This is a genomic window from Bradyrhizobium sp. LB8.2, from assembly GCF_040548035.1.
Taxonomy (GTDB): domain Bacteria; phylum Pseudomonadota; class Alphaproteobacteria; order Rhizobiales; family Xanthobacteraceae; genus Bradyrhizobium.
The window spans coordinates 1-26149 of the sequence record NZ_JBEPQV010000038.1 but is presented as its reverse complement, the minus strand read 5'-3'; the positions used below and the strand labels follow the sequence as shown (position 1 = coordinate 26149).

The following is a 26149-nucleotide window of genomic DNA, read 5'->3' as shown; positions in this document are numbered from 1 at the left end:
GCTATTCGGAAACTGTCGTGACGACGCTGTTGACCGGCCGGGTGCTGACTGTCGGCAGCTTGACGTCCTTGAGCAGCTCCTGATCGTATTCGGGCAGCGACGAGGCGGGGAACTTGGCGCGCATCGCCACCACCTTGTAGCCGCCCGCCTTCAGGCGCTTGAGCAACTCGGGCAGGGCCTCCGCCGTATGCTTCTGGAAGTCGTGCATCAAGATGATGCCCTTGCCCTTGCTGTCGAGCTTCTTCATCACGGTCTCGATCACCTTCTCGGGCTTCGAGGCCTTGAAGTCGAAGGAGTCGATGTCGCAGGAGAAGATCGCGACGTTGCGGTTGCCGAGATAGGTGACCATCTCCGGCGGGTGCTGGAGCGCCGGGAAGCGGAAGAACGGCGAGGGCGAGATGCCGCCGAGCGCCCATTTCACCGCGGAAAGACCCTTCTCGATCTCTTCCTTGCGCTGCGCTTCCGTGAGCTTCTTGTTGTTGAGGTTGGCGTGCGACCAGGTGTGGGTGCCCACGGTGTGGCCGGCCGCGTAGACCTGCTTCAGGATCTCCGGCTCATAGGTCGCGTGCTTGCCGATGGAGAAGAAGATGCCGGTGGTGCATTCGTCGGCGAGCGCCTTCAGCACCGCGGGTGTGTTCTTCGGCCATGGACCGTCGTCGAAGGTCAGCACCACCTCCTTGTCGCGCAGGAAGTCGAGCTCCTTGAAATGCTCGAAGCCAAAGCCGGGGCCCCCCGTGGTGTCGATCTCGACGGTGCGGGCGACGCCGAGCGCGCCGGGCGTGTTGCAGGCGGCACGGGCAGGCTGCGGCGCTTGCTTCGGCGGCGGTGGGAAGGCCGGTTGCGCCGGTGCGGCGGCTGCAGCCGCGGAAGCAGCAGGTGCTGGAGCGGGCACTGCGGCGGGTACCGCCTGGGTAGCGGCTGCAGGTTTTGCCGCGGGGGTTTGCGACCATGCCGCGCCTGTCAACGCAACTGACATCGCGCTTGCCAAAATCAGTCCTGCTGCCACACGCATGGTATTGTCCTCGAGATTGATCCCGTTGTTCTGCCGTGGCTTTTCGCTTCCGGCAAAACCATCCTGCCCCAAACAATCCTAGCCTAGATGGTGGGCCCTCGCCATTGCAACGGCTGTTTGGCGCCTCACCACAATTGTGCCCAACCGGATTGGGCTGCGGCCCGTCAGCTGTCGGCCAGCGTCTTGGCGATTGCCGTCTTGATCCGCGTGTCGGCCGGCTCGACCGTGGATGCAAAGACGTCGGCGATGTAGCCGTCACGGCCGATCAGATATTTGTGGAAGTTCCATTTCGGGACCTCCTTTGGCCGCGCCTCTGCCGCCCATTTGTAGAATGGATGCGCCTTCGCACCGACCACGACGGCCTTGGCCGCAATCGGGAAGGTAACGCCATATTGGTGGTGCGCGGTCTCCGAGATCTCGCTGGTGCCGCCGGGCTCCTGTCCGCCAAAATCGTTGGAGGGAACGCCGATCACGGTGAGCCCGCGTTCGCGAAACTCGCTCCAGATTTCTTGCAGGCCGGCATATTGCGGCGTGTAACCGCAGAGCGAAGCGGTGTTGACCACCAGCAGCGGCTTGCCGGTGAAAGCCGCAAGGCGGATGTCGTCGCCTGACAATGCAGGGAAGGAAAAGGCGTAGGCCGGTATACGGCTCATGCCGCCGTTGGCAAACGCGCGCGTTGCCGATGCGGCCGTCATCAGAAGCGCGGCGAGCATGGTCCTGCGGTTCAGCATGGCGGCGTCCCCGGACCTGATCCGGGACTCACCTTACTCCGCCGCGGCGATCAGCCTGCTCAACACCACGTTATCTGACGCGATCTGACGCGGCGAACTGCTCAGTAGAGCCGCACGATGAAGTCGGTGCCTTCGCCGGTCTCGCCCTGGTTGATGCCCTGATCGGAGATGATGATCGATCCGCCCGACGTCAGCATCTCGTTGATCTTGACCATGGTGTCGGCAGGGATCGAGACGCGGTCGAGCGCCTCGGCCGGGCTGTCCGGTGTCACCACCGGCTTGATGGCGACGGGGATGACGGCGGCACCACTCTGGCGGCGTGTCGCGCGGCCGTCATCTTCGCGCGCGGCAGAGCGGACGGACACTGGCAAGGACACCACCGACCAATGCAGCGCATTGGCATCGGCTTTGTCGACTTCGGCGGTGAAGACATGCGTGCCGAGCGGCCGATCGCTCGCTGCGATCGTGACGGGCACCTCGAATAGCGGCGCAAAGTTCTGCCGCACGTAGAGCTTGGAATCCTTGCGGCTGATGAAGACCGCGATCTGGCCGGCGCGCTTGGGCGCTTCCGGCTTTGCGGCCGGCGCCGGATCGGCGGCGCGGGTTTCGTCCTTCGTGACGTCGGGCATGGCGGCCTGTGCCGGCGCGGTGGCTGGTGCATCGGACGTCTTCGCGGGCTCGGACTTTGCGGTGTCAGACTTTGCGGCGTTAGACTTTACGGCGTCAGACTTGGCTGCCTCTACCTTGTCTCCGGCAGCCGTCGAAGCCTTGGTCGTTTCTTTGGTCGTTTCTTTAAGCGCCTCCGCGGCTTCGACAGGCTTCGCTTCGGTGCTTGCGGGTTCCTGTGGTTTGGCCGCGTCAGATGCCTCAGCGGTCTTGGTCTCAGGCTTTGCCGTCGGCTCGGTCTGGGTCGATGCCGCGGCTTCGCCGCGGGTCGGCGCATTGCCGGTGGTCACGTCCGACATTGCGGTGTGGCCTACCGACGAGCGCAGCTCGAGCGCGCCGTCGGCGCTGGCGGTCTTCGTTTCAGCCGGCTTGGCTTCGGCGGCCCAGGTATTGGCCGCGTCCTTGTCGGCCTTGTCGCTGGCATTGGTCTGCGGCTCCAGGCTGGCCGCGGGTTGCGGCGGCACGCGCACGGAGGCGAGCAGCGGATGTGAGAAGTTCTGCGGCGATATCTGGCGGGGCGAAACGATCACGCGCGCGCCCATCCTGGTCCAGTTCCACATCTTCACCGCGAACGCCATCGGCATGCGGATGCAGCCATGCGAGGCCGGATAGCCCGGCAGCACGCCGGCATGCATGGCGATGCCGGACCACGTGACCCGCTGCATGTACGGCATCGGCGCGCCGCTATAGATGTTGGAGTGGTGGAATTTGTGCTTTTGGATGACACTGAACACACCCATCGGCGTCGAATGGCCCTTCATGCCCGTCGACACCGGAGATTCCGCGAACACGCCGTTGGTGTCGTAGACCGTGACTCTCTGCCGGTCGATCGAGACGACGATGACGAGAGGACCTTGCGGTTTCGTGCCGGCTTCTTTCTCGGCAACGACGCCTTTCTTGCCGGCCGCGCCGCGCTTCTGTGGCTTCTGGCGCGGGACTTCGGAATGGCGCTCCTGGCGCCCGTAGAACCCGTCGGAATAATCGGTCCAGTAATAAAACGCTGCGTCTGCCTGGCTTGCGGTACCGATCGCACCCGCCGCCGTCAAAATGGCGACCTGCCAAAGCCGCGTCGGTTTGGCAGAAAAACCGGACCCTTTCACGCTATTCATCTTCCAATCCACAATCCAAATCAGATGTTAGTCTCTCAGAGGGGATACGCGTTCACCAGCACGGCAGTTCTGCCATCAGCTACTTTTGTCCAAACCGTAGCAAGAAAGCCTCACGGAGCGGTAAACGGCGGGCGTGTCGGATTGCGGGCCGTCTTCCTGATCGGCCGCCAGATGCCTACATTGCAGGGACTTGTTACCGGAGAACTTCATGTCATCTCGTTTCCCCGGTCTTTCCGGCATCCGCTTGAAAGGCCTCGCTTTATTCTTCCTGGCGCTGACCGGGTCGGCAACGTCCGCCTCCGCCGCGGACGAGCCCGATCTGATCTTCCGCCGATCGACCGTGTTCAAATGGATGAGCCCGAACGACAAGCTCGCGACCTACGGGTTGGACGATCCTGAGGTCGAGGGCGTGGCCTGTCATTTCACGATACCGGAGAAGGGCGGCTTCAAGGGCTGGTTGGGCCTTGCCGAGGAGGTTTCGGACATCTCGCTCGCCTGCCGTCAGGTCGGCCCGATCAAGTTCAAGAACAAGATGGAGCAGGGCGACGACATGTTCCGCCAGCGCCGCTCGCTGTTCTTCAAGAAGATGCAGATCGTTCGCGGCTGTGACGCCAAGCGCAACGTGCTGGTCTACATGGTTTATTCGGACAGGCTGATCGAGGGTTCACCGAAGAACTCGACCTCGACCGTACCGATCATGCCATGGGGGCCTGCGGACGCAAACGTCCAGAAGTGCGGCGAATTCTTCACTCAGTGACGCGCTTGCGTTCACTCAATGACGTTTGCGTTCACTCAGTGATGCCTGCGCGGCAGGCGCGGGGCTTTGCAAGATACGAGCCGGTCAGCCGCACGAACATCTGTGGCACGGCCTCAAAGCCGCGGCTCGATTGCAGCACCATTTCGCCGGGCGAGGTGGCGCCGCTGCGAACGGGTCGTTGATCTCCGCGGTCTGTCCGTAGGTCCGCATCGCGCGGCCGTGCGCGATCTTGCGCCATCATGATGGCCATTCCTCAAATGAGCGCGCCCAGTGATCCGGACGTCCAGGTTTCGATGGCTTGGGTCGCAGCCGAAGCGCCCCCAGTTCAACAGGGCCCAGCCTTCGTTCGGCTTCTCTTCAGCAGAAAAACGTAAAATGCATGTGAAACGTGCGAGGCGGGACCATGTGAAACGTGCGAGGCGGGACTATGACGGCGCCTATCGTCCGGCGCACGTCCGAGCTCGCACGGAACCTGCCAACGACATTCGGCAGCGGCACGACCCATTTGAAAACACTGAGATTTTCCGCCGAATGTGTCGTCGCCCCGAGCGGGACGAAACAATTCTCACGGAGATGAAACCATTTTCGGCCTTTGGCGCATCACACGCGAAACCGCCCATGGTTATCACCTCACAACGACGACGGTTCACCGCCGGCCACCGAATTCGGAGATAAGTCCATGCGCACGCTCAGCCTCATCCTTGCTTTTGGTTTCGTGCTCGCCGGCTCCTCGTTCGCAGGCTCGCCGGACGGCAATCTCCCGGGTGTCGGCACCTTCCGGTACAGCGGGTCGCCAATCACTACCATTATGCCGCAGCCGATCGTGGTCGCCGCGCGCTTCTGATCGCCAACAACAAAAAACAGCCGATAAAGGCCATCATGCTTGTTCGTTTCGGCGCTGCGGCGTTCATATCCGTTCTGACGATCAGTGCCGCCCAGGCCCAGGTGCGTTCGCCCGCGAGGCTGCCGGATCCCCGCACCGAATTCGTGCGTCAGTGTGCGCCGCGCATGCTCGGGCGCTGGGAACATCCGGAGGAAGTCTGCGGCTGCCTGCACGACCATGCCGCCGCGGTCGTCGAGGATCGGGATTTGCGCGAGGCGCTGCTGCGCGGCATCAGCGAGACCGGCGTGCCGACGATCGAGACCGATTGGGTGCCGACGTCCAAGCAAGGCGAGATCGGGCCGACTTTCACCAAAATCGCCAAGCCGACCCTGCAATGCATGTTCGATCCGGCCAAATCGTAGCCGTCACCTCGATCTTGGACCGTGTCGCGGCACGCAGACGCTGGTCCGCGCCACGCCCTTCTCGGTCATCTTGGCGCCGCGCACTTCCTTGATCTGTCCAGCGGGGCAGGTTCCGTCATCCACCTGCACGCGCTGGCCGAGCTTGAGATCGACGATGTCCTGCTCGCGTCCGATCGTGCCTGCGCGCGCCGTCGCGGCGAGTGCGATGGAGATCAGGAGCGAGAGGTAAGTCGCACGGCGCAGCAGCATGGTGTGAGGTCCCAGCATCAATGCCGCAATGTAGGGAGCGGCCGCCGATTCTCATAGTGAACGTTCGTCATGCCCGCCGGGCCGGCTTGCTCCTCGCACGCAAGGCCGCGCGCGATTCCCGCGCGAGCCGCTCGGCGGAAGCCACGAGCTTCGGAACCGAGTGGCCGGAAAATCCCAGCACGAAACCGGGCAGGGGACGTGCCCGTGAATAGGTGTCGGCCAATAGCCAGCCTTCGGCGCCGGCGGCCTGCTTGGCTTCTGCGGCCACAGGCAGGTCGACCGAGGGCTCGAACCGGGCGACGAGATGCAGGCCCTGTGACGGGACCGGCACCGACAGCACGCCGTCGGATGCGGCTTCCAGGGTCTCGGCCAGCGCGTCACGCGCCTCGCGGTACAGCTTGCGCACCCGCTTCAGGTTCGCGGCAAACGCGCCGGAGTTGAGCATGTCGGCCACCGCGCCCTCCATCAGCGTGCCGGGAAACCGGTCGAGCGCGGCCCGCGCGGCGGTGACATCCGCGATCAGGCGCTCGGGCAGGGCGCAATAGCCGATGCGCAGGCCCGGAAACAGCGTCTTGGCGAAGGTGCCCATGTAGATCACGCGCTGGAGGTGATCGATGCCGGCAAGCGACATCAGCGGCGCGCCGTCATAACGGAACTCACTGTCGTAATCGTCCTCCAGCACGAAGGCGCCAGCCTGCTTCGCCCAGTCCAGCAGCTCGAGCCGCCGCGGCATCGACATCTGCACGCCCAGCGGAAACTGGTGCGACGGCGTCACATAGGCTGCGCGCGCGGACCGCGCCGCATTGCGGCCCCTGGCGACACGCATGCCGTGCGGGTCGACGGGAACGGGCACGGCGCGATAGCCGCAATGCGCGATGGTTTTCCGCGCAGCCGGGTAGCCGGGGTCTTCGCACCAAACCTGGTCGTTCGGCTTCAGGATCGCGCTCAGCACGATGCGCAGCGCGTGCAGCGTGCCTGACGTTAGCATGATCTGATCGGGATCGCAGCGCAGGCCCCGCGCTGACAAAAGATGATCGGCTATGGCGGCACGCAGCTCGCGGCTTCCACGAGGATCGCCGTAATGCAGATGCTCCGCGCCGAAGGCGCGCATGCGCCGGCCGACGAAGGCGCGGAAACGCTGCACGGCTCGCGCGTCGATATGGGTGCAGCCGAGCGAAAACGCGCCTTGCCCCGGCGTTTCGACGATGATCTTCGGCCGCTTCGGCTCGGCCGCGCGCGCGGGGATACGCGCGGCGACGAACGTGCCGGAGCCGACGGTGGCGTCGGCAAAGCCGTCGGCGATCAGGCGCTCATAGGCGGTGACGACGGCGTTGCGCCGAAAGCCGGTCTGTTTGGCCAGCGTGCGCGACGGCGGCAGCGGCTCGCCGGGTTTCACCAGGCCGCCGACGATCATCTCGCACAGTGCCTGATACAGCCGGTGCGCCGACGAGGCGGCGGCCGTGATGTGCGGACCGGTGAGGTCGAGCGGCAGCTCGGCCTTGGCCGGCGAAGGGACAAAATTGGTCGGAATTTTTTGCATGGAATTGGCACTATCGCAGACCAAATCTGTGGCTACAACTGCTCTGGAATTGTTTCCAGTCCGACAGGAGCGGCCGTGAGCCAGACCGAGAGCCAAAATTCCTATCCGACGTCCGCGCGCAACCAGGTGAAGCGCCGTCACGACCGCGGCTTCTACGATCACGATACCGTTCATCGCATCCTGGATTCCTCGATGCTCTGCCACGTCTCTTACGCGATCGACGGCCAACCCTATTGCACGCCCACTTTCTTCTGGCGCGAACGGACCAAGCTGTACTGGCACGGATCGAGCGCCAGCCGCATGCTGCGCAACCAGACCAAGGGCGAACGCGTGTGCCTGACGGTCGCCCATCTCGACAGCCTGGTGCTGGCGCGCTGCGGGTTCAATCACTCGGCCGACTATCGCGCCGTGATGGCGTTCGGCACCGCCTATCTCGTCACCGATCCAGAGGAGAAAGAGCGCGCGGTGATCGCCATGGTCGACCGCTTCTTCCCGGATCGCAGCGCAGGCCTGCGGGCGACCAATACGCAGGAGATCAAGGCGACCTCCTTCATCGCGATGGAGATCGAGGAAGCCTCCGCGAAAGTCCGTGCCAAGGGTGTCGCCGACGATGACGAGGACTACGAATTGCCGATCTATGCCGAACGCATTCCGGTGCGCACCGTGCTCGGCGCGCCGGAACCTTGCCCGCGGCTGCTCGACGGCGTGAGCCGGCCGGCGACACTGAATGGCTATTCCGAGGGCCGGCTGCTCGAAGATGCATTGCGGGATGCCTATTTTGCAGAGTACCCGAACGGCTGAAATCGGCTAGCTTGCGCTCCATCGATGATCTGAATGCCCAATTGGAGTTGCCTGATGAATGCCGAAACGCAGCAGAGGATTCTTGGCGCCGTCGACGCCGGCTTCGAAGCCCAGCTTGCGACCACAAGCGATTTCGTCGCGATCCCCTCGACCCGCGGGGCGGAGGGACCGTGCCAGGACATGATCGGCGACCTCCTGCGCGAGCGCGGCTACGAGGTCGACGACTGGCACATCAATGTCGACGACCTCAAGGATCTGCGCGGCTTCGGGCCCATCGAGCATGACTTCTCGAAGGCGCGCTCGGTGGTCGGGACCTATCGTCCGCAAACGAATGGCGGCAAATCGCTGATCCTGCAGGGCCACTGCGACGTCGTGCCCGCGGGGCCGCTGGAACTGTGGGACACCCCGCCATTCTCGCCCGTCATCAAGGACGGCAAGATGTTCGGCCGCGGTGCCTGCGACATGAAGTCGGGCACCATCGCAGCCCTGTCAGCGCTCGATGCGATCAAGGTCGCGGGCCTCAAGCCGACGGCGCGGATTCATTTCCAGTCCGTGATCGAGGAGGAGAGCACCGGCGTCGGTGCGCTCTCGACGCTTCAGCGCGGCTATCGTGCGGACGCCTGCTTCATCCCTGAGCCGACCGGCGGCAAGATGGTGCGCTCGCAGGTCGGCGTGATCTGGTTTCGTCTGCGCGTGAAGGGCCATCCGACCCACGTTGCCTTCGCCGGCTCCGGCGCGAACGCAATCATGGCTGCCTATCATTTGATCCAGTCGCTGCAAAAGCTTGAGGTCGAGTGGAACGAGCGTGCGAAAGCCGATCGGCACTTCAAGACGCTGAACCATCCGATCAACTTCAACCCCGGCATCATCAAGGGCGGCGACTGGGCTTCCAGCGTGCCGGCCTGGTGCGACGTCGATTGCCGCATTGCAGTGTTGCCAGGCTGGTCGATCGCCGATCACCAGAAGGAGATCATGGCCTGCGTTGCGGCTGCCGCGCGCAACCACCGCTTTCTCGCCAACAATCCGCCGGAGATCGAATGGTCGGGCTTCTTGTCGGAGGGGTATGAACTGACTGACGCCGCCGCGCCCGAGGCGGCGTTCGGCAAGGCCTTCAACACCGTCTATGGCGGCGAGGTCGAAGACCTCGTCTTCACCGCGCTCACCGACACCCGCTTCTATGGCCTCAATCACGGTATCCCAAGCCTCTGCTTCGGCGCGAGCGGCGGCGAGATGCACGGCTTCAATGAATTCGTCGATCTGGACTCGCTAAGGAAGACGACCAAGGCGATGGCGCTGTTCATCGCGGATTGGTGCGGGGTCGAGAAGGGGTAGGTCTCGTGTCCCGGCTCTGCGGCGTAGCGCGAAGCTGTGCGCCGCAGAGCCGGGACCCACGTCACCGCACACGTTGGACCCCGGTTCAGCAGCGCACCGCTTCGCGCTGCGCCCGGGGAACGAACCAGACAAAGCTTCGCCTGCCCAATCCACCGGCGCCCCAAATCCTTTAAGCTTAAACTAAAGACTAGGATGCCGCCCGCGCCGGTGGCAGACTGGCGTCAGGTCCACAAGGCCTGAGTCCGTCGAGGAAGCAGCGATGCGCGATTGGGATGATGCTTACGCCAATTCAGCCCATATCCCGGGCTCGGACAAGATGCCGGCGCAATGGACGGAGCGGGCGGCGGCTTACCGCGCCGGTCTGAAAGATTTTCGCGCTGACATCGCCTATGGCCCGGCTGAGCGCCAGTGCCTCGACCTGATCCTGCCCGACGGCGACAGTAAGGGCCTCGTCGTGTTCGTCCACGGCGGCTACTGGATGCGCTTCGACAAATCGACATGGACTGATCTCGCCGAAGGCGCGCGCCAACACAGCTGGACGGTGGCATTGCCGAGCTACACGCTGGCGCCATCCGCGCGCATCTCAGACATCACCGCCGAGATCACCGCCGCCATCTCCAAGGCGGCTTCGCTCGTCGCAGGCCCGATCCGGCTCGCCGGCCACTCCGCCGGCGGGCATCTCGTCACGCGCATGCTGTGCGATGATAGCCGGCTCGAGCCCGCCGTCTTCAACCGCATCGTCGGCACGCTCTCGATCAGCGGGCTGCATGATCTGCGTCCGCTGCTCAAGACCAGGATGAACGAAACGCTGCGCATGACGACGGAGGAGGCGACGCTGGAAAGCGCGGCGCTGCATCTGCCGCGCGGGCATTCGCCCGTGACCGCCTGGGTCGGCGGCAACGAGCGACCCGAATTCATTCGCCAGTCCGATCTGATGGCCAATGTCTGGACTGGATTCGACGTGTCGACGCGTCTCGTTGTCGATCCCGGGCTGAACCATTTCACCGTGATCGACCCCCTCAAGGACCCGTCATCGCCAATCACCGCACGCCTGATCGGCCTCGACTGACGAGGCCTAGAAGATCGATCGAAAGGGCCTGTCATGACGTCCAGCGACTACGATCCCGCAAGCGACGGCGCCGAAACCGATTTTGCCCGGCGCATGTCTTACGGCAATTATCTGGCGCTGGATGCGATTCTCGGCGCGCAGCATCCGCTCTCGGAAGCGCATGACGAGATGCTGTTCATCATCCAGCATCAGACCACCGAACTCTGGATGCGGCTCGCTATCCACGAGCTCAGCGCCGCACGCCGCGCGATCGGAAAGGACGAGGTCGCCCCCGCGATGAAGATGCTGGCACGGATGTCGCGCATCTTTGAACAGCTCAACAATGCCTGGGACGTGCTGCGCACCATGACGCCCAGCGAGTACACGCGCTTCCGCTCGCAGCTTGGCCAGTCCTCAGGCTTCCAGTCGCGGCAATACCGGCTGATCGAATTCCTGCTCGGCAACCGCAACCACGCCATGCTCAAGCCGCACGCGCACGATGTGGAAACCACGCAGCTGCTCGAAGCCGAGCTGGCGACGCCAAGCCTCTATGACGAGGTGCTGCGGCTCGCCGACCGCAACGGGCTCAAAATGCCTGCGGCCGTGCTGGCGCGCGATGTTCGCGAGACCCATAGCTTCAATGAAGGCGTTCTGCAGGCCTGGCGTATCGTCTACGAGGCGCCGGAAACGCATTGGATGCTCTACGAGGTCGCCGAAAAGCTGGTCGATTTCGAGGATTATTTCCGGCGCTGGCGTTTCAACCATGTGACGACGGTCGAGCGCGTCATCGGCTTCAAGCGCGGCACCGGCGGCACCGGCGGCGTCAGCTATCTCAAGCGCATGCTGGAGGTGGAGCTGTTCCCTGAACTCTGGCGCGTGCGCACGATCCTGTAGAGATTTTCATGACCAAGCTTCGCGTCTACGACGACACCAAAGCGCTGTTCCATTTGCCCGATGGTGTAATCTATCTCGACGGCAATTCGCTCGGCGCGTTGCCGCTTGGCGTGGCCGAGCGCGTCAGCCGCGTCATCACCGCCGAGTGGGGTGACCAGTTGATCCGCGCCTGGAACAGCGCGGGCTGGTATGCCCAGCCGCGCCATGTCGGCGATCGCATCGCACGACTGATCGGTGCGGAAGCCGGCTCAGTGATGGTGGGCGATACTCTGTCGCTGAAAGTCTATCAAGCGCTCGCGGCCGCGCTCGACATGAACGCGTCGCGCAAGGTCGTCCTGTCAGACGCCGGCAATTTCCCGACCGACCTCTACATGGCCGAAGGCCTGATCGCGACGCTCGGCCGTGGCCATCAATTGCGCCTAGTGGCGCCGGAGGAGATCGAGGCTTCGTTGTCGGAGGAGATCGCGGTGCTCTACATCACCGAGGTCGATTACCGCACCGGACGACGCCACGACATCTCGAAGCTGACCGCAAGAGCGCATGCGCTCGGCATTGTCACGGTCTGGGACCTCGCGCATTCGGCCGGCGCACTGCCGGTTGACCTTGCCGGCACCGGCGCTGATTTCGCCGCCGGGTGCACCTACAAATACATCAACGCCGGCCCCGGCGCGCCGGCCTTCCTCTACGTCGCGCCGCGCCACGCCGACGGCGTGCGCGCCGCGCTGTCGGGGTGGATGGGCCACGCAAAGCCGTTCGCGTTCGAATTGGCCTATGCGGCTGCGGGCGGCGTCGAGCGCATGCGCATCGGGACACCTCCAGTGCTGGCGATGGCGGCGCTGGAGGCCTCGCTCGATATCTGGGACAGGGTCGATATCGCGGAGGTCCGGGCCCGCTCGCTGGCGCTCGGCGATCTCCTCATCAGCGAAGTCGAGCGCCGCTGCCCGCAGCTGACGCTCGTTACCCCGCGCGCCCATGAGCGCCGCGGCTCGCAAGTCTCGTTCGCCTTCGAGGGCGGCTATGCCGCGATGCAGGCCCTCATCGCCCGCGGCGTCATCGGCGATTTCCGCGCGCCTGACATCATGAGGTTCGGCATCACGCCGCTGTATATCGGCGAGGCAGAGGTAATGAAGGCAGCCGAGATCATCGAGGAGGTGATCGCAGGCCAAGTGTGGGGGCGGCCGGAGTATCAGGTCGTGAATGCGGTGACTTGAGAAGGGGCTGCCGTGAATTGGCGCATGGCGGCACCATAAGCGCAAACGCTTCGTCCAATGTCACGGCGGCTATTACCTCGGACGTCATTGCTTTGCCGCGCGAAGCAATTCACGCTGAGGCAACAATGAATTGGAAGGAGATCCGATGACGCCGCTCGAGAAACTTAAAGCGATGAAGATGCCGTTCGCCGAGCTTAAGGGCGTCGAGTTCGTCGAGGCCGGGAAAGATCGCGTGGTGGCGCGGATGATGGTCAGGCCGGATCTCTGCACCCTCCACCACACCATCCACGGCGGCGCAGTGATGGCGCTGGCCGATTCCGTTGGCGCTGCGGCCACCGTGATCAACCTGCCGGAGGACGCCAAGGGCACGACTACACTCGAGAGCAAGACCAATTTCATCGGCGGAGCCAAGGAGGGAACCACGATCGTCGCAACCGCTACCCCGATCCACCGGGGCCGGCGGACCCAGGTCTGGACCACCCGGCTGGAGACCGAGGACGGCAAGCTGGTCGCGGTGGTGACCCAGACCCAGCTGGTCCTCGTATGAATACGGCGGTTGATTTTGTTAACGAATTGGTCGTCTGCGATGCCCGAAACTTGGGCAGGTTCCCATCTTGAAAGGCTTGTTGCGATGCACAATATTAGAGGTCTAGGGATTCGAACGCCTCCTCGAGGGACACCAAGAGGAGTTTAGACTTGTCACTCGAAGCAGATTTCGCACTTGAAGAAACCAACCGCACGAAGTCCGTTCAGGGCTATGTGCGGACCTTGAGCCAACAGGAAGAATTGCCGCTTTTGCGCGATCACCTGCTGAGGCTCGATGCCGGAAGCCGGCACGACCGTTTCAACGGTTTTCTCGACGACAGTTTTATCGAGCGTTACGCCGCCCGCTGTGCCGAGGACGGCACTGTGATCGTCGCCTACATCGTCGACGGCGTGGTCCGCGGTGCAGCCGAGCTGCATCCGCCTGAGGACGATTCACTGCCCGAGGTCGCCTTCAGCGTGGAGGCCTCAGCGCGGCGCCAGAACGTCGGCACCGTGCTGTTCAGCCGCCTGATCGCGGAAGCGCGCTGGAAAGGCTACAAGCGCCTGCGCATCACCACGGGCGCCGAGAATCACGCGATGCGGGCGCTCGCCAGGAAGTTCGGGGCGGATCTGCAATTCCGTCATGGCGAATCGACCGGGACGATCGATCTCGCCAGGGCACCTGAGGACGAGTTCGCCGATCTCGCGGCCTCGCCATTCACGGCCGGCCGCGCTCTGCTCAGCTTCAACTCGACCTGCTGGAAGATCATCTCCAGCATCTATGGCAATCGCGCCGCCTGACCTGAAACAGCCGACTGGAATCAAAAAAGCGGACCGGCAAAACTGGTCCGCTTTCGTATTGGAAACAGAGAACTGAGCGCTCAGGTGCCGGTGCGCTTGTCGTTGCCGAAGCGGCGCACGACGCGGCGTTCGACCACCACCGAGCGCTGCGCGCCCTGTTCGCCGGCGATCACGCGGGTCGAGGTGATGCGGCTGTTGGTGCGAACCTGCTTCTTGACCTCGGCCTGGACGACATCGAGCGGCATGCCCATCAGGGCTGCGGCGATCTCGGCCTGCTGCTCCTGATCGTCCGTGATGCCGACGGCGGCGAAGATCGCCTCGTCCAGGGTCGGCGGATCGTGGCGCACGCGCCGCGTGCCATATTTGGTATTCCAGTCTGTGTTCATAACGGCCTCGTTTCGATGCCGGGATACCTAGTGCCGTCCATGTTGCATTGCAATATGAATTTCATGTGGCAGCTCAGCTATGCACCGGTTGGGTGTCAGGGCGGTGACGCGACACCCTCAACAACCTCAGCCCGCTGTTGCGGCCAGCGCTTCAGCGCCGCGCGTCCGGCCTCGGTCAGCCCGTAGATTCCCCGCTCCGTGCGTTCGAACCAGCCATACACATTGTTAAGCATGATCTTGCCGGCATCGGGACAGCGTTGGCGCAATTCGACCACGCGCCGCGGGCCGGCCGCAAGCTCCGAGGCGCAGGCGAGAGCCTGCTGCCGATAGGCCGTCATGATCGGCGCGCGGGTGCTGCCGCCCAGCACAGGATCGCCTTGGCGGCGCTGATGCTCTGCGACCAGGCGCGAACGCACCTTCGGCTCACGGCGCGGAGCTGCCGTCGGCGGCTTCACCAGCACCTCGACCTGGCCGCGGTCGGTCACTCCGAGCATACCGAAGCCGAGACGGCGGCAGAGATTGCGATAGCGCGCGTCAGTCTCGCGTCCCTTGCCGCGCGCTGACATTTTTGCCGCAATCCAGACCTCGTCGCCGGCGGGTGCGCGGTCGACCGCCTGAAGAATCAGCTCGAGATTGAAGGCGAGCTTGAGCTCGCCGATCACTACGACAGGCGGATCGCCGGCGCTGAGGCCCACGAGATCGCAGCCGACGATCTCGCCCTTGACCGTGAAGCCCAGCTCTTCGAGGAAGCGTTTGACAGGCAGATAGAGCGTGGTTTCCACGGCACGTCCGATCGGAGAATCAGTTGCGGGCAGTGTAGAGCTTTCTTGGTCCCGATTGAATCGGAGCAGGGGCAGAGACAATCAAGCCGGTATGCGACTAAACCCGTCCGCCGACCGGGATCAGCGCGCCGGTGACGCCGCTGGCGGCGTCGCTGGCGAGGAACAGGATGACCTCCGCGAGCTCCTGGGGCGTCACCCACTTGGCGAAGTCCGCTTTCGGCATGTCGGCGCGGTTGGCCTTGGTGTCGATGATCGAAGGGAGCACTGCGTTCACCGTGACCTTGCCTTTCCACTCGCTCGCAAGCGCCTCGGTGAGGCGATGGACGCCGGCTTTCGACGCCGCATAGGGGCCCATGCCCGAGCCGGCCTGAAGCGCGCCCATGGCGCCGATATTGACGATGCGACCGGCATTGGAGGCGGCCAGATGCGGCAGCGCCGCGTGCGAGGCGTTGAGCGCCGTCAGCACGTTGAGCGCATGCATGCGCTGCCATGTCTTGATATCGCCGTCGCCGATAGTCTCGAACGCGAATCCGCCGGCGATGTTGATCAACCCATCGAGCTTGCCGAAGTGCTTCGCGGCCGCATCGACCGCCGTCTTCGCCTGCGCCGCGTCGGACAGATCGACGCCGCCGATCTCGATGCGTTCAGGCGTCGCGGAGATTTGCGATGGCGCATGGTCGATGCCGGCGACGCGCGCGCCGCGCGACTGCGCGGCCTCGGCGACGACTTTTCCAAGTGCGCCGAGTGCTCCGGTCACGATCAGAACCTTGCCTTGCATCGTCGTTCTCCCGGCACGGCCGATTCAGATTTACGGCCGCTTACGATTGCAGATAACGCGCCTTCAGCGCGGTCCGCTCCGGTGTGCCGAGCTTGAGGCCGTCGCGCAAGTAGGTTTCGAGATCGCCATATTCCTTGCCGACGGCTTCGAAAGCCGCGGCAAGATACGAGGCATCGACGTTACCGATGGCATTGCGGACGTCCTCGGGCAGATCGGTGGCGGCCGTCGCATCGCGCTTGTAGTGCTGGTTGGTCAGCAGGTAGTCCTCGGCAATGACCTCGTCGGCGACGCCGAGCGCATGCAGGATCAGCGCGCTGGCAAAGCCGGTGCGATCCTTACCGGCGGTGCAATGAATGACGAGCGGCGCGCGGTCCTCCAGCAGATAACCGAACAGGTTGCGGAAACTGGCCGTGTTGTGGCGGACATAGTTGCGATAGGATTCGCGCATGAGTTCGAGCGCGACCGGCGCGGTCAGCGAGCCCCGGGCGAGTTCGGCGCGCAATGCGGCCACGACCGTCGGCTCGATCGGCAGAGAATGCACGGCGATCTCGTTCACCACACAGACGCCCGCCGTCCGCTCCTCGACACCGCGAAAGTCGAACGCGCTGCGCACGCCGAGCGCACGGACGATCTCGATATCCGCGACGGTGAGCTGGCCGAGATGGTTGGAACGGAAGATGTGCCGCCAGCGCGTGGTACGGCCATCTGCGGTCGGATAGCCGCCGAGGTCGCGAAAATTGCTGGCGCCTTGCAGGGCGAGGTGGCGAGCGGGGGCAACTTGTAAAGAGGAGTCTTGCATGAGATCAGCTTGGGTTATGGTTCCATGGACGCGCGACGGGCGTCCTTGAGATCTATTACAGGGGGCGATCATGGGCCGGCACAAGGCCATTCTTTTGGCGGTCGCCACGCTGGCGGGCGGAATTATCGGTGCGCGGCAGGCCGATGCGCAGACGTTCCGGAGCTATCGCTGCGCCGATGGTACGCAATTCATCGTTGGGTTTTATGACGAGGACAAGCGCGCCTTCCTCCAGATCGACGGCGAGCCGGTCACGCTCGCCAAGCGGCTGACGGTTTCCGGCGCGCGCTATTCGGGGGCGGGGATCACGCTTGTGATCGGCAAGACCGGGAGCACCACCGTCAGGCATCTGAAGCTGCCGGTCACGGCTTGTGCGGGGAGCTGAACGGCGGCAATCCCGCAGGAATCAAAAAGGGCCGAAACATCGTTGTTTCGACCCTTTTTCAAACTGCCGCCGGTCGCCCAAGAGAGCGCGGCGATATCAAACCGACCACAGGCATTAGCGATCCCATTTCGGCTTGGCTTCGTCGATCGCGTCCTGATGATACCAGCTGCCGCTGCAGATCGTCTCGTTCACGGGGAGAGAGACGTGATCGGCAAGGCCGGTTTCACCGTAGCGGCGTCCTGCGAGTGCCGCGCGGCCCCCGACAGGGAATTGGTAGATCGTTGCAGATCCGTGACTCAGACCATTGTTCATCATTTCGATTTCTCCTCCGGCCCAGGCGATCGCCTCCATGGTGCGCCCGACTCGTTCGATTGTGGTTACTGGATTCCCCATATCGGCCGCGCATCCTGAAATGCAAAGTGCTGAAAAGGAAATCAGTTGCAGCCCATTTTGTAGGCAAGAAGCCTTCTGCATCCCCCAAGGCACCATGGCAGTGACCAACGCGTTGGCCATTCCAAAGGTTGCTAGCCGGGGGCAGCGCTTTTGCGAAAATTGCTGGACGCTGATGCGCGTTTCATCGGCAACCTCCGGCACGCGTTCGCCTGCTCCAGAATCAGGCGTTTTCAGCGGGATTTTTGCGGTGCAGCTTCACGCAAAGGTGCGCCGCTATGACGCACGCCGCGGTGGTCGATCTGCCCCGGGCGAGGGCAGGCCGGCCGCGGTGGAAAACCTCCCGCACTGCGGCCTTTTGGCACGTTAAATGCTTATGAAGGGTCGGCCGATGGTGGCCGGGTAAACAATCGTGCGGGGGCCTACGGCCCCCACCTTTCGCATCATCTACAGAGAGGCTCAATGACCAAGTACAAGCTCGAGTACATCTGGCTCGACGGATATTCGCCGACTCCGAACTTGCGCGGCAAAACTCAGATCAAGGAATTTTCGTCGTTCCCCACGCTCGAGCAGCTTCCGCTCTGGGGCTTCGATGGCTCCTCCACCCAGCAGGCCGAGGGCCACAGCTCCGATTGCGTGCTGAAGCCGGTCGCCGTGTATCCCGACGCCGCGCGTGAGAACGGCGCGCTCGTGATGTGCGAAGTCATGATGCCCGATGGCAAGACCCCGCACTCCACCAACAAGCGCGCCACCATTCTCGATGATGCCGGCGCCTGGTTTGGCTTCGAGCAGGAATACTTCTTCTACAAGGACGGCCGTCCGCTCGGCTTCCCGGCCTCGGGCTATCCGGCGCCGCAGGGTCCGTACTACACCGGCGTTGGCTACTCGAACGTCGGCGACGTCGCCCGCAAGATCGTCGAAGAGCATCTCAACCTCTGCCTTGCGGCAGGCATCAATCACGAAGGCATCAACGCGGAAGTCGCGAAAGGCCAGTGGGAATTCCAGATCTTCGGCAAGGGCTCCAAGAAGGCCGCTGACGAAATGTGGATGGCTCGCTACCTGATGCTGCGTCTGACCGAGAGCTACGGCATCGACATCGAATTCCACTGCAAGCCGCTCGGCGACACCGACTGGAACGGCTCCGGCATGCACGCCAACTTCTCGACCGAGTATATGCGGACGGTCGGCGGCAAGGAGTACTTCGAGGCGCTGATGGCGGCCTTCGACAAGAACATCATGGACCACATCGCCGTCTACGGCCCGGACAACGACAAGCGTCTGACCGGCAAGCACGAGACCGCGCCGTGGAACAAGTTCAGCTACGGCATTGCCGATCGCGGTGCCTCGATCCGCGTTCCGCACTCCTTCGCCAACAACGGCTACAAGGGCTATCTGGAAGACCGCCGTCCGAACTCGCAGGGCGACCCATACCAGATCGCTTCGCAGATCCTGAAGACGATCGCGTCCGTGCCGGCCGACAAGCAGGCCGCGGCCTAAGATCCTCCCGGCCCGGGCTGGGGGACTGGCCCGGGTTGGACTTTGATCCGCCGGAGTCGAAAGACTCCGGCGGATTTTTGCATTCTGATGACAGTCGTTGCGGAGGCCCCTCGGACCTCGATCGCGCGAAACTTGTCCATCGCCGCCGAAAGCGGGATAGAGTGCGTCTGGATGCACGCAGGGCCGGGGACGGCTGGTGTTTGAAGGCTTCTACAAGGTGAGATTTCAACTCGGCGACGGGGTCGGCCGAAGCGTGATGCATGCCAGCAACGGCAAGATGCTGGGCGGCAATTCGGCGTTCGCCCATATCGGCACCTACGCCAAGACCGAAGGCGGCGTCGACGTCGTGATCAGCACCGTTCGCCACAACCCCGACCCGAGCTACCGCGCCATGGCGGGGACCGACGACGCGACCTTGCTGGCCAAGGGTTGGGCCGACGGCGATCTCTATCGTTTCAAGGGCGAGCTGAAAGAGCTGCCCGGCGTGCCCTTCCAGTCGTTGATGACGCCGATCACCGAAGACGAGGTGCCGATCGCCGGCGGCGTCGGCGAAGCCGGCATCGCCGACGGGCTCTACTCGATGCATCTGCGCCTGCTCGACGGCGTCGACGGCGGCCTCACCGGCGTGATGCTGCTCAACAAGGGCCGCATCCTCGGCGGCGATGCCTCGTTCTACTATCTCGGCAGCTACACCGCCGCCAACGGGCGCTGGAAGGGCCAGATCCTCAACCAGGAGCACACGCCGGCCAAGGACGATCCGATCTTCGGCGGCCACGAGGTCGGCATCGGCTTCTCCGGCACGTATGACGCCGAACAGGCGGTGCTGGAGGCGACGGCGCTCGCCGGCAAGCGCAGCCTGCGCCTGACCGCCGCCCTCAAGCTGATGCACCGCGCCTGATCGCTACAGGAATCGCTTATGGAAAAAATTCGCATGCTCTCGACGCTCGGCCTGATGGGCGCGATGCGCAGCCTGTCCTCCGCCTTCGAAGACGCGACCGGCATCCATGTCGATGCCGACTTCGCGCCGACCCTGGCCTTGCTGAAGCGGCTGCGCGACGGCGAGGCCGCCGACCTCGTGATCCTCACCCGTGAGGGGCTCGACGAGATGATCGGCGAGGGCCGCGTGGTCGCCGAAAGCGCGGCCGACCTGGCGCGCTCCTTTGTCGGCATCGCGGTGCGGGCAGGGCAAGTGCATCCCGACATCTCCAGCGAAGCCGCATTGCGCAAGACGCTGCTCGCGGCGCGGTCCGTCGCCTATTCGCGGCTGGGTGCGAGCGGGGTTTATTTCGCGCAGTTGATCGTGCGGATGGGGATCGCGGCAGAGATCAACGCCAAGGCTGCTATCGTCGAGCAAGGCTTTACCGCGGAGCGGCTCGCGAGCGGCGAAGCAGACCTCGCCGTGCAGCAGATCAGCGAGCTGAAGCAGGTCGAAGGCATCGAGGTGATCGGCCCGATCCCGCACGACCTGCAAACGCCGGCCGTGTTCTCCGCCGGCCGCATGGCCAGCGCAAAGCAAGCCGACGCAGCGGACCGGCTGCTGCGCTACCTGGCGTCGCCCGAGGTCGTCCCCGTGCTGCGCCAATCGGGACTCGAGCCTTGAACTTGCCGGGGCGGGGACCCAACGTAGTGTCCATGCGGACCTTCCTCGTTGTCATCCTCCTCACGCTTGCGGTGCCGTTGTCGGCGCATGCGCAATCGGCCGATCTCGTCCTGTGCGACCGGGTCGCCGCCGATCCCAGCGATCCCGACAAGCCGGCAGATGTCAGGGGCGTGACCGAGATTGCAGCCGCCGACGTCGCCACCGCGATCAAGTTCTGCAAGCAGGCTGCGTCGTCATCGCGGCGCGCGATGTTCGCGCTCGGCCGCGCCTATGCGGCCAACCGGCAGACGGCCGAAGCGATGGCTGCCTGGCGCAAGGCTGCCGACAAGGGATCGAGTGCGGCAATGGTCGAGCTCGGTGTGGCCTACGGCATCGGTTCCGGTGTCGCCAGGGATGAAGCGCAGGCGCGCAAATTGTTCGAGAAGGCGGCGCAGGCCGGCAATCCCCGCGGCGTCAGCAATCTCGCCGCGCTCGGCGGTACCGGCGGCGCCGCCCCGGCCGATCCCGCACAGGCGCGCGCATTGCTCGGCAAGGCGGCCGAGACCAATGCGGAGGCGCAGTACCAGCTCGGTGTGATGCTCTCCGAAGGCACAGGCGGTGCGAAGGACGACGCCGCGGCGCGCGCGCTGTTCGAGAAGGCGGCGGCGCAAAACCATCCCGGCGCGCTGGAGCGGATGGGCGCCTTCGCGCAGGAAGGCCGAGGTGGGCCAAAGGACAAGGACGCCGCGAAATCCTATTACGAGCGCGCCGCAGCGCTCGGCGACGAGGATGCCAAGCAGGCGCTGGAGCGGCTGCGCTGTCCCTATGCGATCAAGGACAAGCAGGGCAAGCTCGTTACCACGCTGTGCTTCTGAGCGTCGCCGGAGGGAAGCGGTCTTTCGGCCGTTGGCAGGCAAGCGTGACGGAACCTGGCTCGTCCGTACACTGTTGATGGCGAGACAGAACGGAGCGCAACTATGATCCGCAAACTGGCATCCGGCGAATACCGCCTCTATTCACGCAAGGTGAATCCCAAGACCGGCAAGCGCCGCAACCTCGGCACATTCAGAAGCAGAGCTGCGGCCGAAAAGCACGAGCGCGAGGTGCAGTATTTCAAGCGTCACTGACGCATGAGGAGGGCCGTCCAGCGCCGGCCGCAACAAAAAAAGTCGAAAAACAACCCCATGCACAGTAGCCAAGTCGTTGAAATCACTTGGCTGCTGAAATCACCCTTTTGGGTGAAATCGCTCATTGCGGATTTGGCGAAAGCAACTTGCGCCGTCGGGCAAAACAGGGGCATGATGGCATCATGCAAAGATAGGCTCAGCGCGTGGCCACTGCGCGGAAAAGCCGGATGGTCTTGGTGCGGCGGCGGTGCTAGGTAGCCCGCGATTCTTTTTTATTTTACAGGTCAATTGCGTTGCTGGACGGGCTCTACAAGGTTGAATACGGCATCCACGATGCCTTTGGCCGCAGCATCATGTGCTTGCATGACGGCAAGATGCTGGGCGGCAATTCGGCGTTCGCGCACCTTGGAACGTATCAGGAGCGCGACAACGGTGAGATCGTAGCCGAAGTGATCACCGAACGGCATAACGACGATCCTCACCACAAGCCGCTGATGGGCGCGGATGTCGCGTCGATCGGCGCACGCGGGCGATTAATCGGCAACCAGATTCGTCTCGAGGGCAGCGCGGACACCATGCCGGGGGGACATTTCTGGGCCAATCTGACGCGGCTCGACGATGGGGCGCTGCCGCCACGCGGCACGATCGGAGCGGGTGGCATCGCCAACGGGCTCTACGGCATCGGCCTGCGCGCGCTCGACGGTGTCGATGCCGGACTCTCCGGTGTCATGCTGCTGATCGACGGCCGCATCCTGGGCGGAGATGCGTTCTTCTACTATCTCGGCTCCTATTCCTCGGCGGACGGCCGCTGGAAGGGCGAGATGCTCAACCAGGAGCATACGCCGGCGAAAGGCGAAAACCCCGTGTTCGGCGGCTATGAGGTCGGGATCGGTTTCTCCGGGACCTGCACGGCCAACAGCGGCGAGCTCGAAGGCATCGCGCTCGCCGGCAAGCGCAGCCTGCGCCTCGCGGCCTCGCTCAAGCTGATGAGAAGGGCCTAGGACGGTACTCAAAGATCCGGGATGTCCGCTTGCGAGGATAAAGCGGCGGCCTGACGTGCCACTCACGGCGAGCTCGGCAAGTGGGCCCGTTCGAGACGTGCCGGTCCGATCTGACCCTGTCCGCTTGCCCAGTCAGACCGGAAGTCATCGCCCCAGGGGCGAACCGACGCGATTGACTCAAAGCGGCCTTTTCAGAACGAATTTGCGGGGCAGTATTGGGAAAGTGCTTTTCAGTTCACGTTTTAATCCAGCAACCACAATGCCTTGCGGCACGTTGCCGTTTTCGCATAGACCGCCAAAGCTATTCCGAGAATAATTATCGCTGCACTATTTTTGCGTGCGTGTCGGTATGGGAGATTCACATGACTATTCGAGCGAGAGCGCTGGCCGCTGCTTTATTGGGATCGATATGTGCATTGTCGCCCAAAGTTGCACAGGCGCAATGGCCGGATATCCGTGAGGCAAAGGCCATCGCCGAGGAAGGTTTCATCTACGGGCTGCCCATCGTCATGAACTACGCGGTGATGGACGAGTATGCGGTGGACAGGAATTCGGGACAATTCAAGGCGCCGTTCAATCAGATCAATAACGAGGCGAGGGTCTTCACCTACAAAGACACGGCCGTCATAACCCCCAATAGCGACACGCCATATTCGATCTTGTGGACCGATCTGCGTGCCGAACCGATCGTTCTCTCAGTGCCGGCTGTCGAGAAGAGCCGCTATTATTCGGTGATGCTGTGCGACGGCAACACGTTCAATTACGGATATGTCGGTAGCCGCGCAACCGGCAGCGAGGCCGGTGACTATATGGTTGTCGGTCCCGATTGGCAGGGCGCCACGCCGCCCGGCATCAAAAAGGTCTTCCAGTCCTCAACGCAGTTTTCGGCCGTTGCCTACCGCACGCAACTTTTCAATGCTGCAGACATGCCGAACGTTGAGAAGGTCCAGGCCGGCTACAAGGCGCAACCCTTGTCGGCCTATCTCAACCAGCCGGCACCGCCCGCTGCGCCCGCGATCGACTTTCCCAAGGCCAATGCGGAGTTAGTGAAGAAGAACTTCTTCGAGTATCTCGACTTCGCCTTGCAGTTCGCGCCAGCCGGACCAGAGGAAAAGGAAATTCGCGCCAAGCTTGCGCGCATTGGCGTCGGTGCAGGCAAGACCTTCGAATTCAAGAATCTTCCGATCACGCACAAGCTTGAAATCGGGCTGGGGATGAAAGACGGCGAAGAGAAGGTTGAAAAGTATCTGGCCAGCGGACAGAAAGACGTCAATGGATGGAAAATCGGATCATTATTCGGGGACCGGCAGTTCTACAATGGCGATTGGCTGAAGCGTGCTGCCGCAGCCAAGGGCGGCATCTATGGCAACGACGCGGTCGAGGCCGTTTATCCAATGACGAAGACGCTTGCTGATGGCGAGGTCCTCGACGGCTCGAAGCACCAATACACCCTCACTTTTCCTGCCGGACAATTCCCGCCGGTGGACGCCTTTTGGTCTGTCACCATGTACGACGGCAAGACGCAGTTGCTGATCGAAAACCCGATCAACCGCTACCTGATCAATTCGCCGATGCTGCCGGGCATGAAGATGAACGCCGACGGCTCGTTGACGCTCTACATTCAGAACAAATCACCGGGCGCCGACAAAGAATCCAATTGGTTGCCTGCACCGAACGGGGACATCTACCTCGTCATGCGGCTCTATTGGCCGAAGACCGAAGCACCCTCGATCCTGCCGCCGGGTACAGGCGCATGGCAACCGCCCGACATCAAGAAGGTCTCATAGTTTCGTACCTGACATAGCAGTTCGACTCGAACGAAGCGGAGAGGTTTAGACATGAAGGGCATCACACGCAGAGGCTTTGTCGGCGGGATTGCTGTCCTCCCTGCACTCCATTCCTCGGCAGCCCGCGCCCAGGCCGGCATCAGTCCGGCAGAAGCCCGCGCCATTGCGAAGGAGGCTTATATCTACGGCTTCCCGATCGTGGACAATTACCGCATCCAGCATGCATATTGGATGGATAAGACGAACCCGGAATACAAGGGGCCCTTTAACCAGATATGGAACAGCGCGCGTGTCTTTACACCCGCGGACAAGGCGATTCAGACACCCAACTCGGATACGCCTTACTCATTCATCGGCGCGGACCTGCGCTCCGAACCTCTCGTGCTCACGGTGCCGGCGATCGAAAAGGAGCGCTATTTCAGCGTCCAGCTGATCGATTACTACACCTTCAACTTCGACTACATCGGCACACGCGCGACCGGCAACGGAGGCGGCAGCTTCCTGCTCGCTGGGCCCGGCTGGAAAGGCGCAACGCCGAAGGGCATCAAGAAAGTGTTTCGTTGCGAGACGGAATTGGCGATCCCCACCTATCGCACGCAGCTCTTCAAGCCTGAGGACATCGACAATGTGAAGAAGGTCCAGGCCGGCTACAAGGTACAGCCGCTATCCGCGTTTCTTGGCCAGCCTGCACCCATCGCCGCCCCGGCCGTTGATTTCATCAAACCGCTGACACCTGCAGAGGAGAAGACCTCACTCCAGTTCTTCAACATCCTGAACTTCGTCCTGCAATTCTGCCCAACGGTCCCATCCGAGAAAGCGCTGATGGCGCGCTTCGCCAGGATCGGCGTCGGCGCGGGCAAGACCTTCGACGCGAGCAAGCTCTCGCCCGAAATGAAGACGGCCATCGAGCAGGGGATGGCCGATGCCTGGGTTGCCTTCGCCGGCCTGAAGAAAGATTTTGAAGAGAGAAAGCTGGCCTCCGGCGACGTCTTCGGCACGCGGCAGTATCTGAAGAACAACTACCTCTACCGGATGGGTGCCGCCGTGCTCGGCATCTACGGCAATTCGAAGCAGGAGGCGATGTATCCCGCTTATTACGTGGATGCGACGAAGCAGAAGCTGGACGGCACCAGCCGTTACACCATGCGCTTTGCGCCGGGCCAGTTGCCGCCCGTCAATGCGTTCTGGTCGCTGACCATGTATGATGAGCCGCAGAGTCTGCTGGTGGCCAACCCAATCGACCGCTATCTGATCAATTCACCGATGCTGCCGCAGCTCAAGCGCGATGCCGACGGCGGGCTGACGCTGATCATCCAGAACGAAACCCCGGGTAAGGAAAAGGAAGCCAACTGGCTGCCTGCCCCCAAGGGGCCGTTCTCCATGATCATGCGCCTCTATTGGCCGAAAGAAGCAGCGGTGGAAGGCAAGTGGGAGCGACCGCCGCTGCAGCGAGCAGCATAAGATTCTATGGAATCATCCCGGTGACCACTTCTGCTATTGGCCCATTCGCGTCGGTTGGCGCAGTGCAGCGGCAGGTCTGGAGTGGGGAGTCGAGCGAAGTCGTGCGGCGTGGAGCCCAGAGGCGCTTGTGACCCGCAACGGACATCGCGCGCCCTTGCGGCTTCACTAGGGTCTGTTGGGATTCATCTGGAGTTTATCGCGGCCGCGGCCAGATAGATCATTGAAGTGAAGCTCTGGTCGGTCTTGTCGGCGCGCATTG

30 protein-coding genes are annotated in these 26149 nt (G+C 63.2%); 19 read left to right on the top strand and 11 right to left on the bottom strand.

Annotated elements, in window-relative coordinates; genetic code table 11:
• Position 1: 1 nt before the first annotated feature.
• From ABIB06_RS33385 to ABIB06_RS33375, 3 genes are all read right to left on the bottom strand, one after another.
• Positions 2-1012: a polysaccharide deacetylase family protein gene (locus ABIB06_RS33385; RefSeq protein WP_354052995.1), complete on the bottom strand. Its 1011-nt coding sequence runs from the start codon at positions 1010-1012 to the stop codon at positions 2-4.
• A 164-nt stretch (positions 1013-1176) separates the two neighbouring features.
• Positions 1177-1743 carry a glutathione peroxidase gene (locus ABIB06_RS33380; RefSeq protein WP_354052993.1) on the bottom strand — a complete coding sequence of 189 codons (567 nt, stop codon included), beginning with the start codon at positions 1741-1743 and terminating at the stop codon, positions 1177-1179.
• Between the two features lie 101 nt (positions 1744-1844).
• On the bottom strand, positions 1845-3518 hold the full coding sequence (locus tag ABIB06_RS33375) for a L,D-transpeptidase family protein (protein ID WP_354069907.1): 1674 nt from the start codon (positions 3516-3518) through the stop codon (positions 1845-1847).
• Between the two features lie 208 nt (positions 3519-3726).
• Here ABIB06_RS33375 and ABIB06_RS33370 point away from each other — a divergent pair, with 208 nt between their 5' ends.
• Positions 3727-4275, top strand: coding sequence for a CreA family protein (locus ABIB06_RS33370; protein ID WP_247346465.1), 549 nt, complete (start codon positions 3727-3729; stop codon positions 4273-4275).
• A gap of 31 nt (positions 4276-4306) precedes the next feature.
• Here ABIB06_RS33370 and ABIB06_RS33365 read toward each other — a convergent pair whose 3' ends face one another.
• Positions 4307-4516 carry a hypothetical protein gene (locus ABIB06_RS33365; RefSeq protein ID WP_354052990.1) on the bottom strand — a complete coding sequence of 70 codons (210 nt, stop codon included), beginning with the start codon at positions 4514-4516 and terminating at the stop codon, positions 4307-4309.
• Positions 4517-4954: 438 nt separating this feature from the next.
• On the opposite strand from ABIB06_RS33365, the gene ABIB06_RS33360 reads away from it, so the two are divergent.
• Together ABIB06_RS33360 and ABIB06_RS33355 are read left to right on the top strand one after the other, a co-directional pair.
• Positions 4955-5119, top strand: a complete 165-nt coding sequence (locus ABIB06_RS33360) for a hypothetical protein (protein WP_354052988.1) — start codon at positions 4955-4957, stop codon at positions 5117-5119.
• A gap of 35 nt (positions 5120-5154) precedes the next feature.
• Complete coding sequence (locus ABIB06_RS33355; protein WP_247443474.1) at positions 5155-5520, top strand: hypothetical protein; 366 nt, start codon at positions 5155-5157, stop codon at positions 5518-5520.
• A gap of 3 nt (positions 5521-5523) precedes the next feature.
• On the opposite strand, the gene ABIB06_RS33350 is transcribed toward ABIB06_RS33355, so the two are convergent.
• Both ABIB06_RS33350 and pdxR read right to left on the bottom strand, forming a co-directional pair.
• Complete coding sequence (locus ABIB06_RS33350; protein ID WP_354053025.1) at positions 5524-5769, bottom strand: DUF6719 family protein; 246 nt, start codon at positions 5767-5769, stop codon at positions 5524-5526.
• A 67-nt stretch (positions 5770-5836) separates the two neighbouring features.
• On the bottom strand, positions 5837-7309 hold the full coding sequence (gene pdxR, locus ABIB06_RS33345; protein WP_354052986.1) for a MocR-like pyridoxine biosynthesis transcription factor PdxR: 1473 nt from the start codon (positions 7307-7309) through the stop codon (positions 5837-5839).
• A gap of 75 nt (positions 7310-7384) precedes the next feature.
• Between pdxR and ABIB06_RS33340 the strand changes: the two genes are divergently transcribed.
• The 7 genes from ABIB06_RS33340 to ABIB06_RS33310 all read left to right on the top strand — a co-directional run bounded on the left by ABIB06_RS33340 (position 7385) and on the right by ABIB06_RS33310 (position 13921).
• Entirely contained in the window at positions 7385-8110 is a 726-nt protein-coding gene (locus tag ABIB06_RS33340; protein ID WP_354052984.1) for a pyridoxamine 5'-phosphate oxidase family protein, read from the top strand.
• A 54-nt stretch (positions 8111-8164) separates the two neighbouring features.
• Entirely contained in the window at positions 8165-9442 is a 1278-nt protein-coding gene (locus ABIB06_RS33335) for an ArgE/DapE family deacylase (protein ID WP_354052982.1), read from the top strand.
• Between the two features lie 259 nt (positions 9443-9701).
• On the top strand, positions 9702-10511 hold the full coding sequence (locus ABIB06_RS33330; protein ID WP_354052981.1) for a hormone-sensitive lipase: 810 nt from the start codon (positions 9702-9704) through the stop codon (positions 10509-10511).
• A gap of 33 nt (positions 10512-10544) precedes the next feature.
• Complete coding sequence (kynA, locus tag ABIB06_RS33325) at positions 10545-11384, top strand: tryptophan 2,3-dioxygenase (protein WP_247346527.1); 840 nt, start codon at positions 10545-10547, stop codon at positions 11382-11384.
• Between the two features lie 8 nt (positions 11385-11392).
• Entirely contained in the window at positions 11393-12595 is a 1203-nt protein-coding gene (kynU, locus tag ABIB06_RS33320; protein WP_354052979.1) for a kynureninase, read from the top strand.
• Between the two features lie 145 nt (positions 12596-12740).
• On the top strand, positions 12741-13142 hold the full coding sequence (locus tag ABIB06_RS33315) for a PaaI family thioesterase (RefSeq protein ID WP_354052978.1): 402 nt from the start codon (positions 12741-12743) through the stop codon (positions 13140-13142).
• A 149-nt stretch (positions 13143-13291) separates the two neighbouring features.
• A complete protein-coding gene (locus ABIB06_RS33310; protein ID WP_354052976.1) occupies positions 13292-13921 on the top strand; it encodes a GNAT family N-acetyltransferase in 630 nt (209 codons plus the stop codon).
• Between the two features lie 80 nt (positions 13922-14001).
• Here the strand turns inward: ABIB06_RS33310 and ABIB06_RS33305 are convergent, their stop codons facing one another.
• From ABIB06_RS33305 to ABIB06_RS33290, 4 genes are all read right to left on the bottom strand, one after another.
• Positions 14002-14307 (bottom strand): hypothetical protein, encoded by a 306-nt coding sequence (locus ABIB06_RS33305; protein ID WP_247346545.1) that lies wholly within the window; start codon positions 14305-14307, stop codon positions 14002-14004.
• A gap of 95 nt (positions 14308-14402) precedes the next feature.
• Positions 14403-15089, bottom strand: a complete 687-nt coding sequence (locus ABIB06_RS33300; protein ID WP_247346547.1) for a DUF2161 domain-containing phosphodiesterase — start codon at positions 15087-15089, stop codon at positions 14403-14405.
• Positions 15090-15186: 97 nt separating this feature from the next.
• A complete protein-coding gene (locus ABIB06_RS33295) occupies positions 15187-15867 on the bottom strand; it encodes an SDR family oxidoreductase (RefSeq protein WP_354052973.1) in 681 nt (226 codons plus the stop codon).
• A gap of 40 nt (positions 15868-15907) precedes the next feature.
• Entirely contained in the window at positions 15908-16666 is a 759-nt protein-coding gene (locus ABIB06_RS33290; protein ID WP_354052971.1) for a tyrosine-protein phosphatase, read from the bottom strand.
• A 70-nt stretch (positions 16667-16736) separates the two neighbouring features.
• Here ABIB06_RS33290 and ABIB06_RS33285 point away from each other — a divergent pair, with 70 nt between their 5' ends.
• On the top strand, positions 16737-17048 hold the full coding sequence (locus tag ABIB06_RS33285) for an MliC family protein (protein ID WP_354052970.1): 312 nt from the start codon (positions 16737-16739) through the stop codon (positions 17046-17048).
• A 114-nt stretch (positions 17049-17162) separates the two neighbouring features.
• Here the strand turns inward: ABIB06_RS33285 and ABIB06_RS33280 are convergent, their stop codons facing one another.
• Complete coding sequence (locus tag ABIB06_RS33280; protein WP_247346789.1) at positions 17163-17363, bottom strand: DUF2735 domain-containing protein; 201 nt, start codon at positions 17361-17363, stop codon at positions 17163-17165.
• A gap of 537 nt (positions 17364-17900) precedes the next feature.
• On the opposite strand from ABIB06_RS33280, the gene ABIB06_RS33275 reads away from it, so the two are divergent.
• From ABIB06_RS33275 to ABIB06_RS33240, 8 genes are all read left to right on the top strand, one after another.
• Positions 17901-18935: a glutamine synthetase beta-grasp domain-containing protein gene (locus ABIB06_RS33275; protein ID WP_354052969.1), complete on the top strand. Its 1035-nt coding sequence runs from the start codon at positions 17901-17903 to the stop codon at positions 18933-18935.
• Between the two features lie 196 nt (positions 18936-19131).
• The gene (locus tag ABIB06_RS33270) at positions 19132-19833 is read left to right on the top strand and encodes a GrlR family regulatory protein (RefSeq protein WP_354052968.1); all 702 of its coding nucleotides are present in this window, start codon (positions 19132-19134) and stop codon (positions 19831-19833) included.
• A gap of 18 nt (positions 19834-19851) precedes the next feature.
• Entirely contained in the window at positions 19852-20535 is a 684-nt protein-coding gene (locus ABIB06_RS33265) for a substrate-binding domain-containing protein (protein ID WP_354052967.1), read from the top strand.
• A gap of 32 nt (positions 20536-20567) precedes the next feature.
• Positions 20568-21389, top strand: a complete 822-nt coding sequence (locus ABIB06_RS33260) for a tetratricopeptide repeat protein (protein WP_354053023.1) — start codon at positions 20568-20570, stop codon at positions 21387-21389.
• 102 nt (positions 21390-21491) lie between these two features.
• On the top strand, positions 21492-21641 hold the full coding sequence (locus tag ABIB06_RS33255) for a hypothetical protein (protein ID WP_007591825.1): 150 nt from the start codon (positions 21492-21494) through the stop codon (positions 21639-21641).
• A gap of 293 nt (positions 21642-21934) precedes the next feature.
• On the top strand, positions 21935-22642 hold the full coding sequence (locus ABIB06_RS33250) for a GrlR family regulatory protein (RefSeq protein WP_354052965.1): 708 nt from the start codon (positions 21935-21937) through the stop codon (positions 22640-22642).
• A gap of 362 nt (positions 22643-23004) precedes the next feature.
• Positions 23005-24429: a DUF1254 domain-containing protein gene (locus ABIB06_RS33245; protein WP_354052964.1), complete on the top strand. Its 1425-nt coding sequence runs from the start codon at positions 23005-23007 to the stop codon at positions 24427-24429.
• Positions 24430-24480: 51 nt separating this feature from the next.
• The gene (locus ABIB06_RS33240) at positions 24481-25890 is read left to right on the top strand and encodes a DUF1254 domain-containing protein (RefSeq protein ID WP_354052962.1); all 1410 of its coding nucleotides are present in this window, start codon (positions 24481-24483) and stop codon (positions 25888-25890) included.
• Positions 25891-26149 lie beyond the last annotated feature (259 nt).

What these genes read in the sequence shown, in the direction of transcription:
- ABIB06_RS33375 (WP_354069907.1), bottom strand. Translation starts at nt 3,518, where the DNA reads ATGAATAGCGTGAAAGGGTCCGGTTTTTCTGCCAAACCGACGCGGCTT.
- kynU (WP_354052979.1), top strand. Translation starts at nt 11,393, where the DNA reads ATGACCAAGCTTCGCGTCTACGACGACACCAAAGCGCTGTTCCATTTG.
- ABIB06_RS33255 (WP_007591825.1), top strand. Translation starts at nt 21,492, where the DNA reads ATGATCCGCAAACTGGCATCCGGCGAATACCGCCTCTATTCACGCAAG.
- ABIB06_RS33280 (WP_247346789.1), bottom strand. Translation starts at nt 17,363, where the DNA reads ATGATGAACAATGGTCTGAGTCACGGATCTGCAACGATCTACCAATTC.
- pdxR (WP_354052986.1), bottom strand. Translation starts at nt 7,309, where the DNA reads ATGCAAAAAATTCCGACCAATTTTGTCCCTTCGCCGGCCAAGGCCGAG.
- ABIB06_RS33370 (WP_247346465.1), top strand. Translation starts at nt 3,727, where the DNA reads ATGTCATCTCGTTTCCCCGGTCTTTCCGGCATCCGCTTGAAAGGCCTC.
- ABIB06_RS33335 (WP_354052982.1), top strand. Translation starts at nt 8,165, where the DNA reads ATGAATGCCGAAACGCAGCAGAGGATTCTTGGCGCCGTCGACGCCGGC.
- ABIB06_RS33355 (WP_247443474.1), top strand. Translation starts at nt 5,155, where the DNA reads ATGCTTGTTCGTTTCGGCGCTGCGGCGTTCATATCCGTTCTGACGATC.
- ABIB06_RS33305 (WP_247346545.1), bottom strand. Translation starts at nt 14,307, where the DNA reads ATGAACACAGACTGGAATACCAAATATGGCACGCGGCGCGTGCGCCAC.
- ABIB06_RS33245 (WP_354052964.1), top strand. Translation starts at nt 23,005, where the DNA reads ATGACTATTCGAGCGAGAGCGCTGGCCGCTGCTTTATTGGGATCGATA.
- ABIB06_RS33295 (WP_354052973.1), bottom strand. Translation starts at nt 15,867, where the DNA reads ATGCAAGGCAAGGTTCTGATCGTGACCGGAGCACTCGGCGCACTTGGA.
- ABIB06_RS33260 (WP_354053023.1), top strand. Translation starts at nt 20,568, where the DNA reads ATGCGGACCTTCCTCGTTGTCATCCTCCTCACGCTTGCGGTGCCGTTG.
- ABIB06_RS33285 (WP_354052970.1), top strand. Translation starts at nt 16,737, where the DNA reads ATGGGCCGGCACAAGGCCATTCTTTTGGCGGTCGCCACGCTGGCGGGC.
- ABIB06_RS33350 (WP_354053025.1), bottom strand. Translation starts at nt 5,769, where the DNA reads ATGCTGCTGCGCCGTGCGACTTACCTCTCGCTCCTGATCTCCATCGCA.
- ABIB06_RS33240 (WP_354052962.1), top strand. Translation starts at nt 24,481, where the DNA reads ATGAAGGGCATCACACGCAGAGGCTTTGTCGGCGGGATTGCTGTCCTC.
- ABIB06_RS33360 (WP_354052988.1), top strand. Translation starts at nt 4,955, where the DNA reads ATGCGCACGCTCAGCCTCATCCTTGCTTTTGGTTTCGTGCTCGCCGGC.
- ABIB06_RS33385 (WP_354052995.1), bottom strand. Translation starts at nt 1,012, where the DNA reads ATGCGTGTGGCAGCAGGACTGATTTTGGCAAGCGCGATGTCAGTTGCG.
- ABIB06_RS33380 (WP_354052993.1), bottom strand. Translation starts at nt 1,743, where the DNA reads ATGCTGAACCGCAGGACCATGCTCGCCGCGCTTCTGATGACGGCCGCA.
- ABIB06_RS33365 (WP_354052990.1), bottom strand. Translation starts at nt 4,516, where the DNA reads ATGATGGCGCAAGATCGCGCACGGCCGCGCGATGCGGACCTACGGACA.
- ABIB06_RS33290 (WP_354052971.1), bottom strand. Translation starts at nt 16,666, where the DNA reads ATGCAAGACTCCTCTTTACAAGTTGCCCCCGCTCGCCACCTCGCCCTG.
- ABIB06_RS33315 (WP_354052978.1), top strand. Translation starts at nt 12,741, where the DNA reads ATGACGCCGCTCGAGAAACTTAAAGCGATGAAGATGCCGTTCGCCGAG.
- ABIB06_RS33265 (WP_354052967.1), top strand. Translation starts at nt 19,852, where the DNA reads ATGGAAAAAATTCGCATGCTCTCGACGCTCGGCCTGATGGGCGCGATG.
- kynA (WP_247346527.1), top strand. Translation starts at nt 10,545, where the DNA reads ATGACGTCCAGCGACTACGATCCCGCAAGCGACGGCGCCGAAACCGAT.
- ABIB06_RS33275 (WP_354052969.1), top strand. Translation starts at nt 17,901, where the DNA reads ATGACCAAGTACAAGCTCGAGTACATCTGGCTCGACGGATATTCGCCG.
- ABIB06_RS33330 (WP_354052981.1), top strand. Translation starts at nt 9,702, where the DNA reads ATGCGCGATTGGGATGATGCTTACGCCAATTCAGCCCATATCCCGGGC.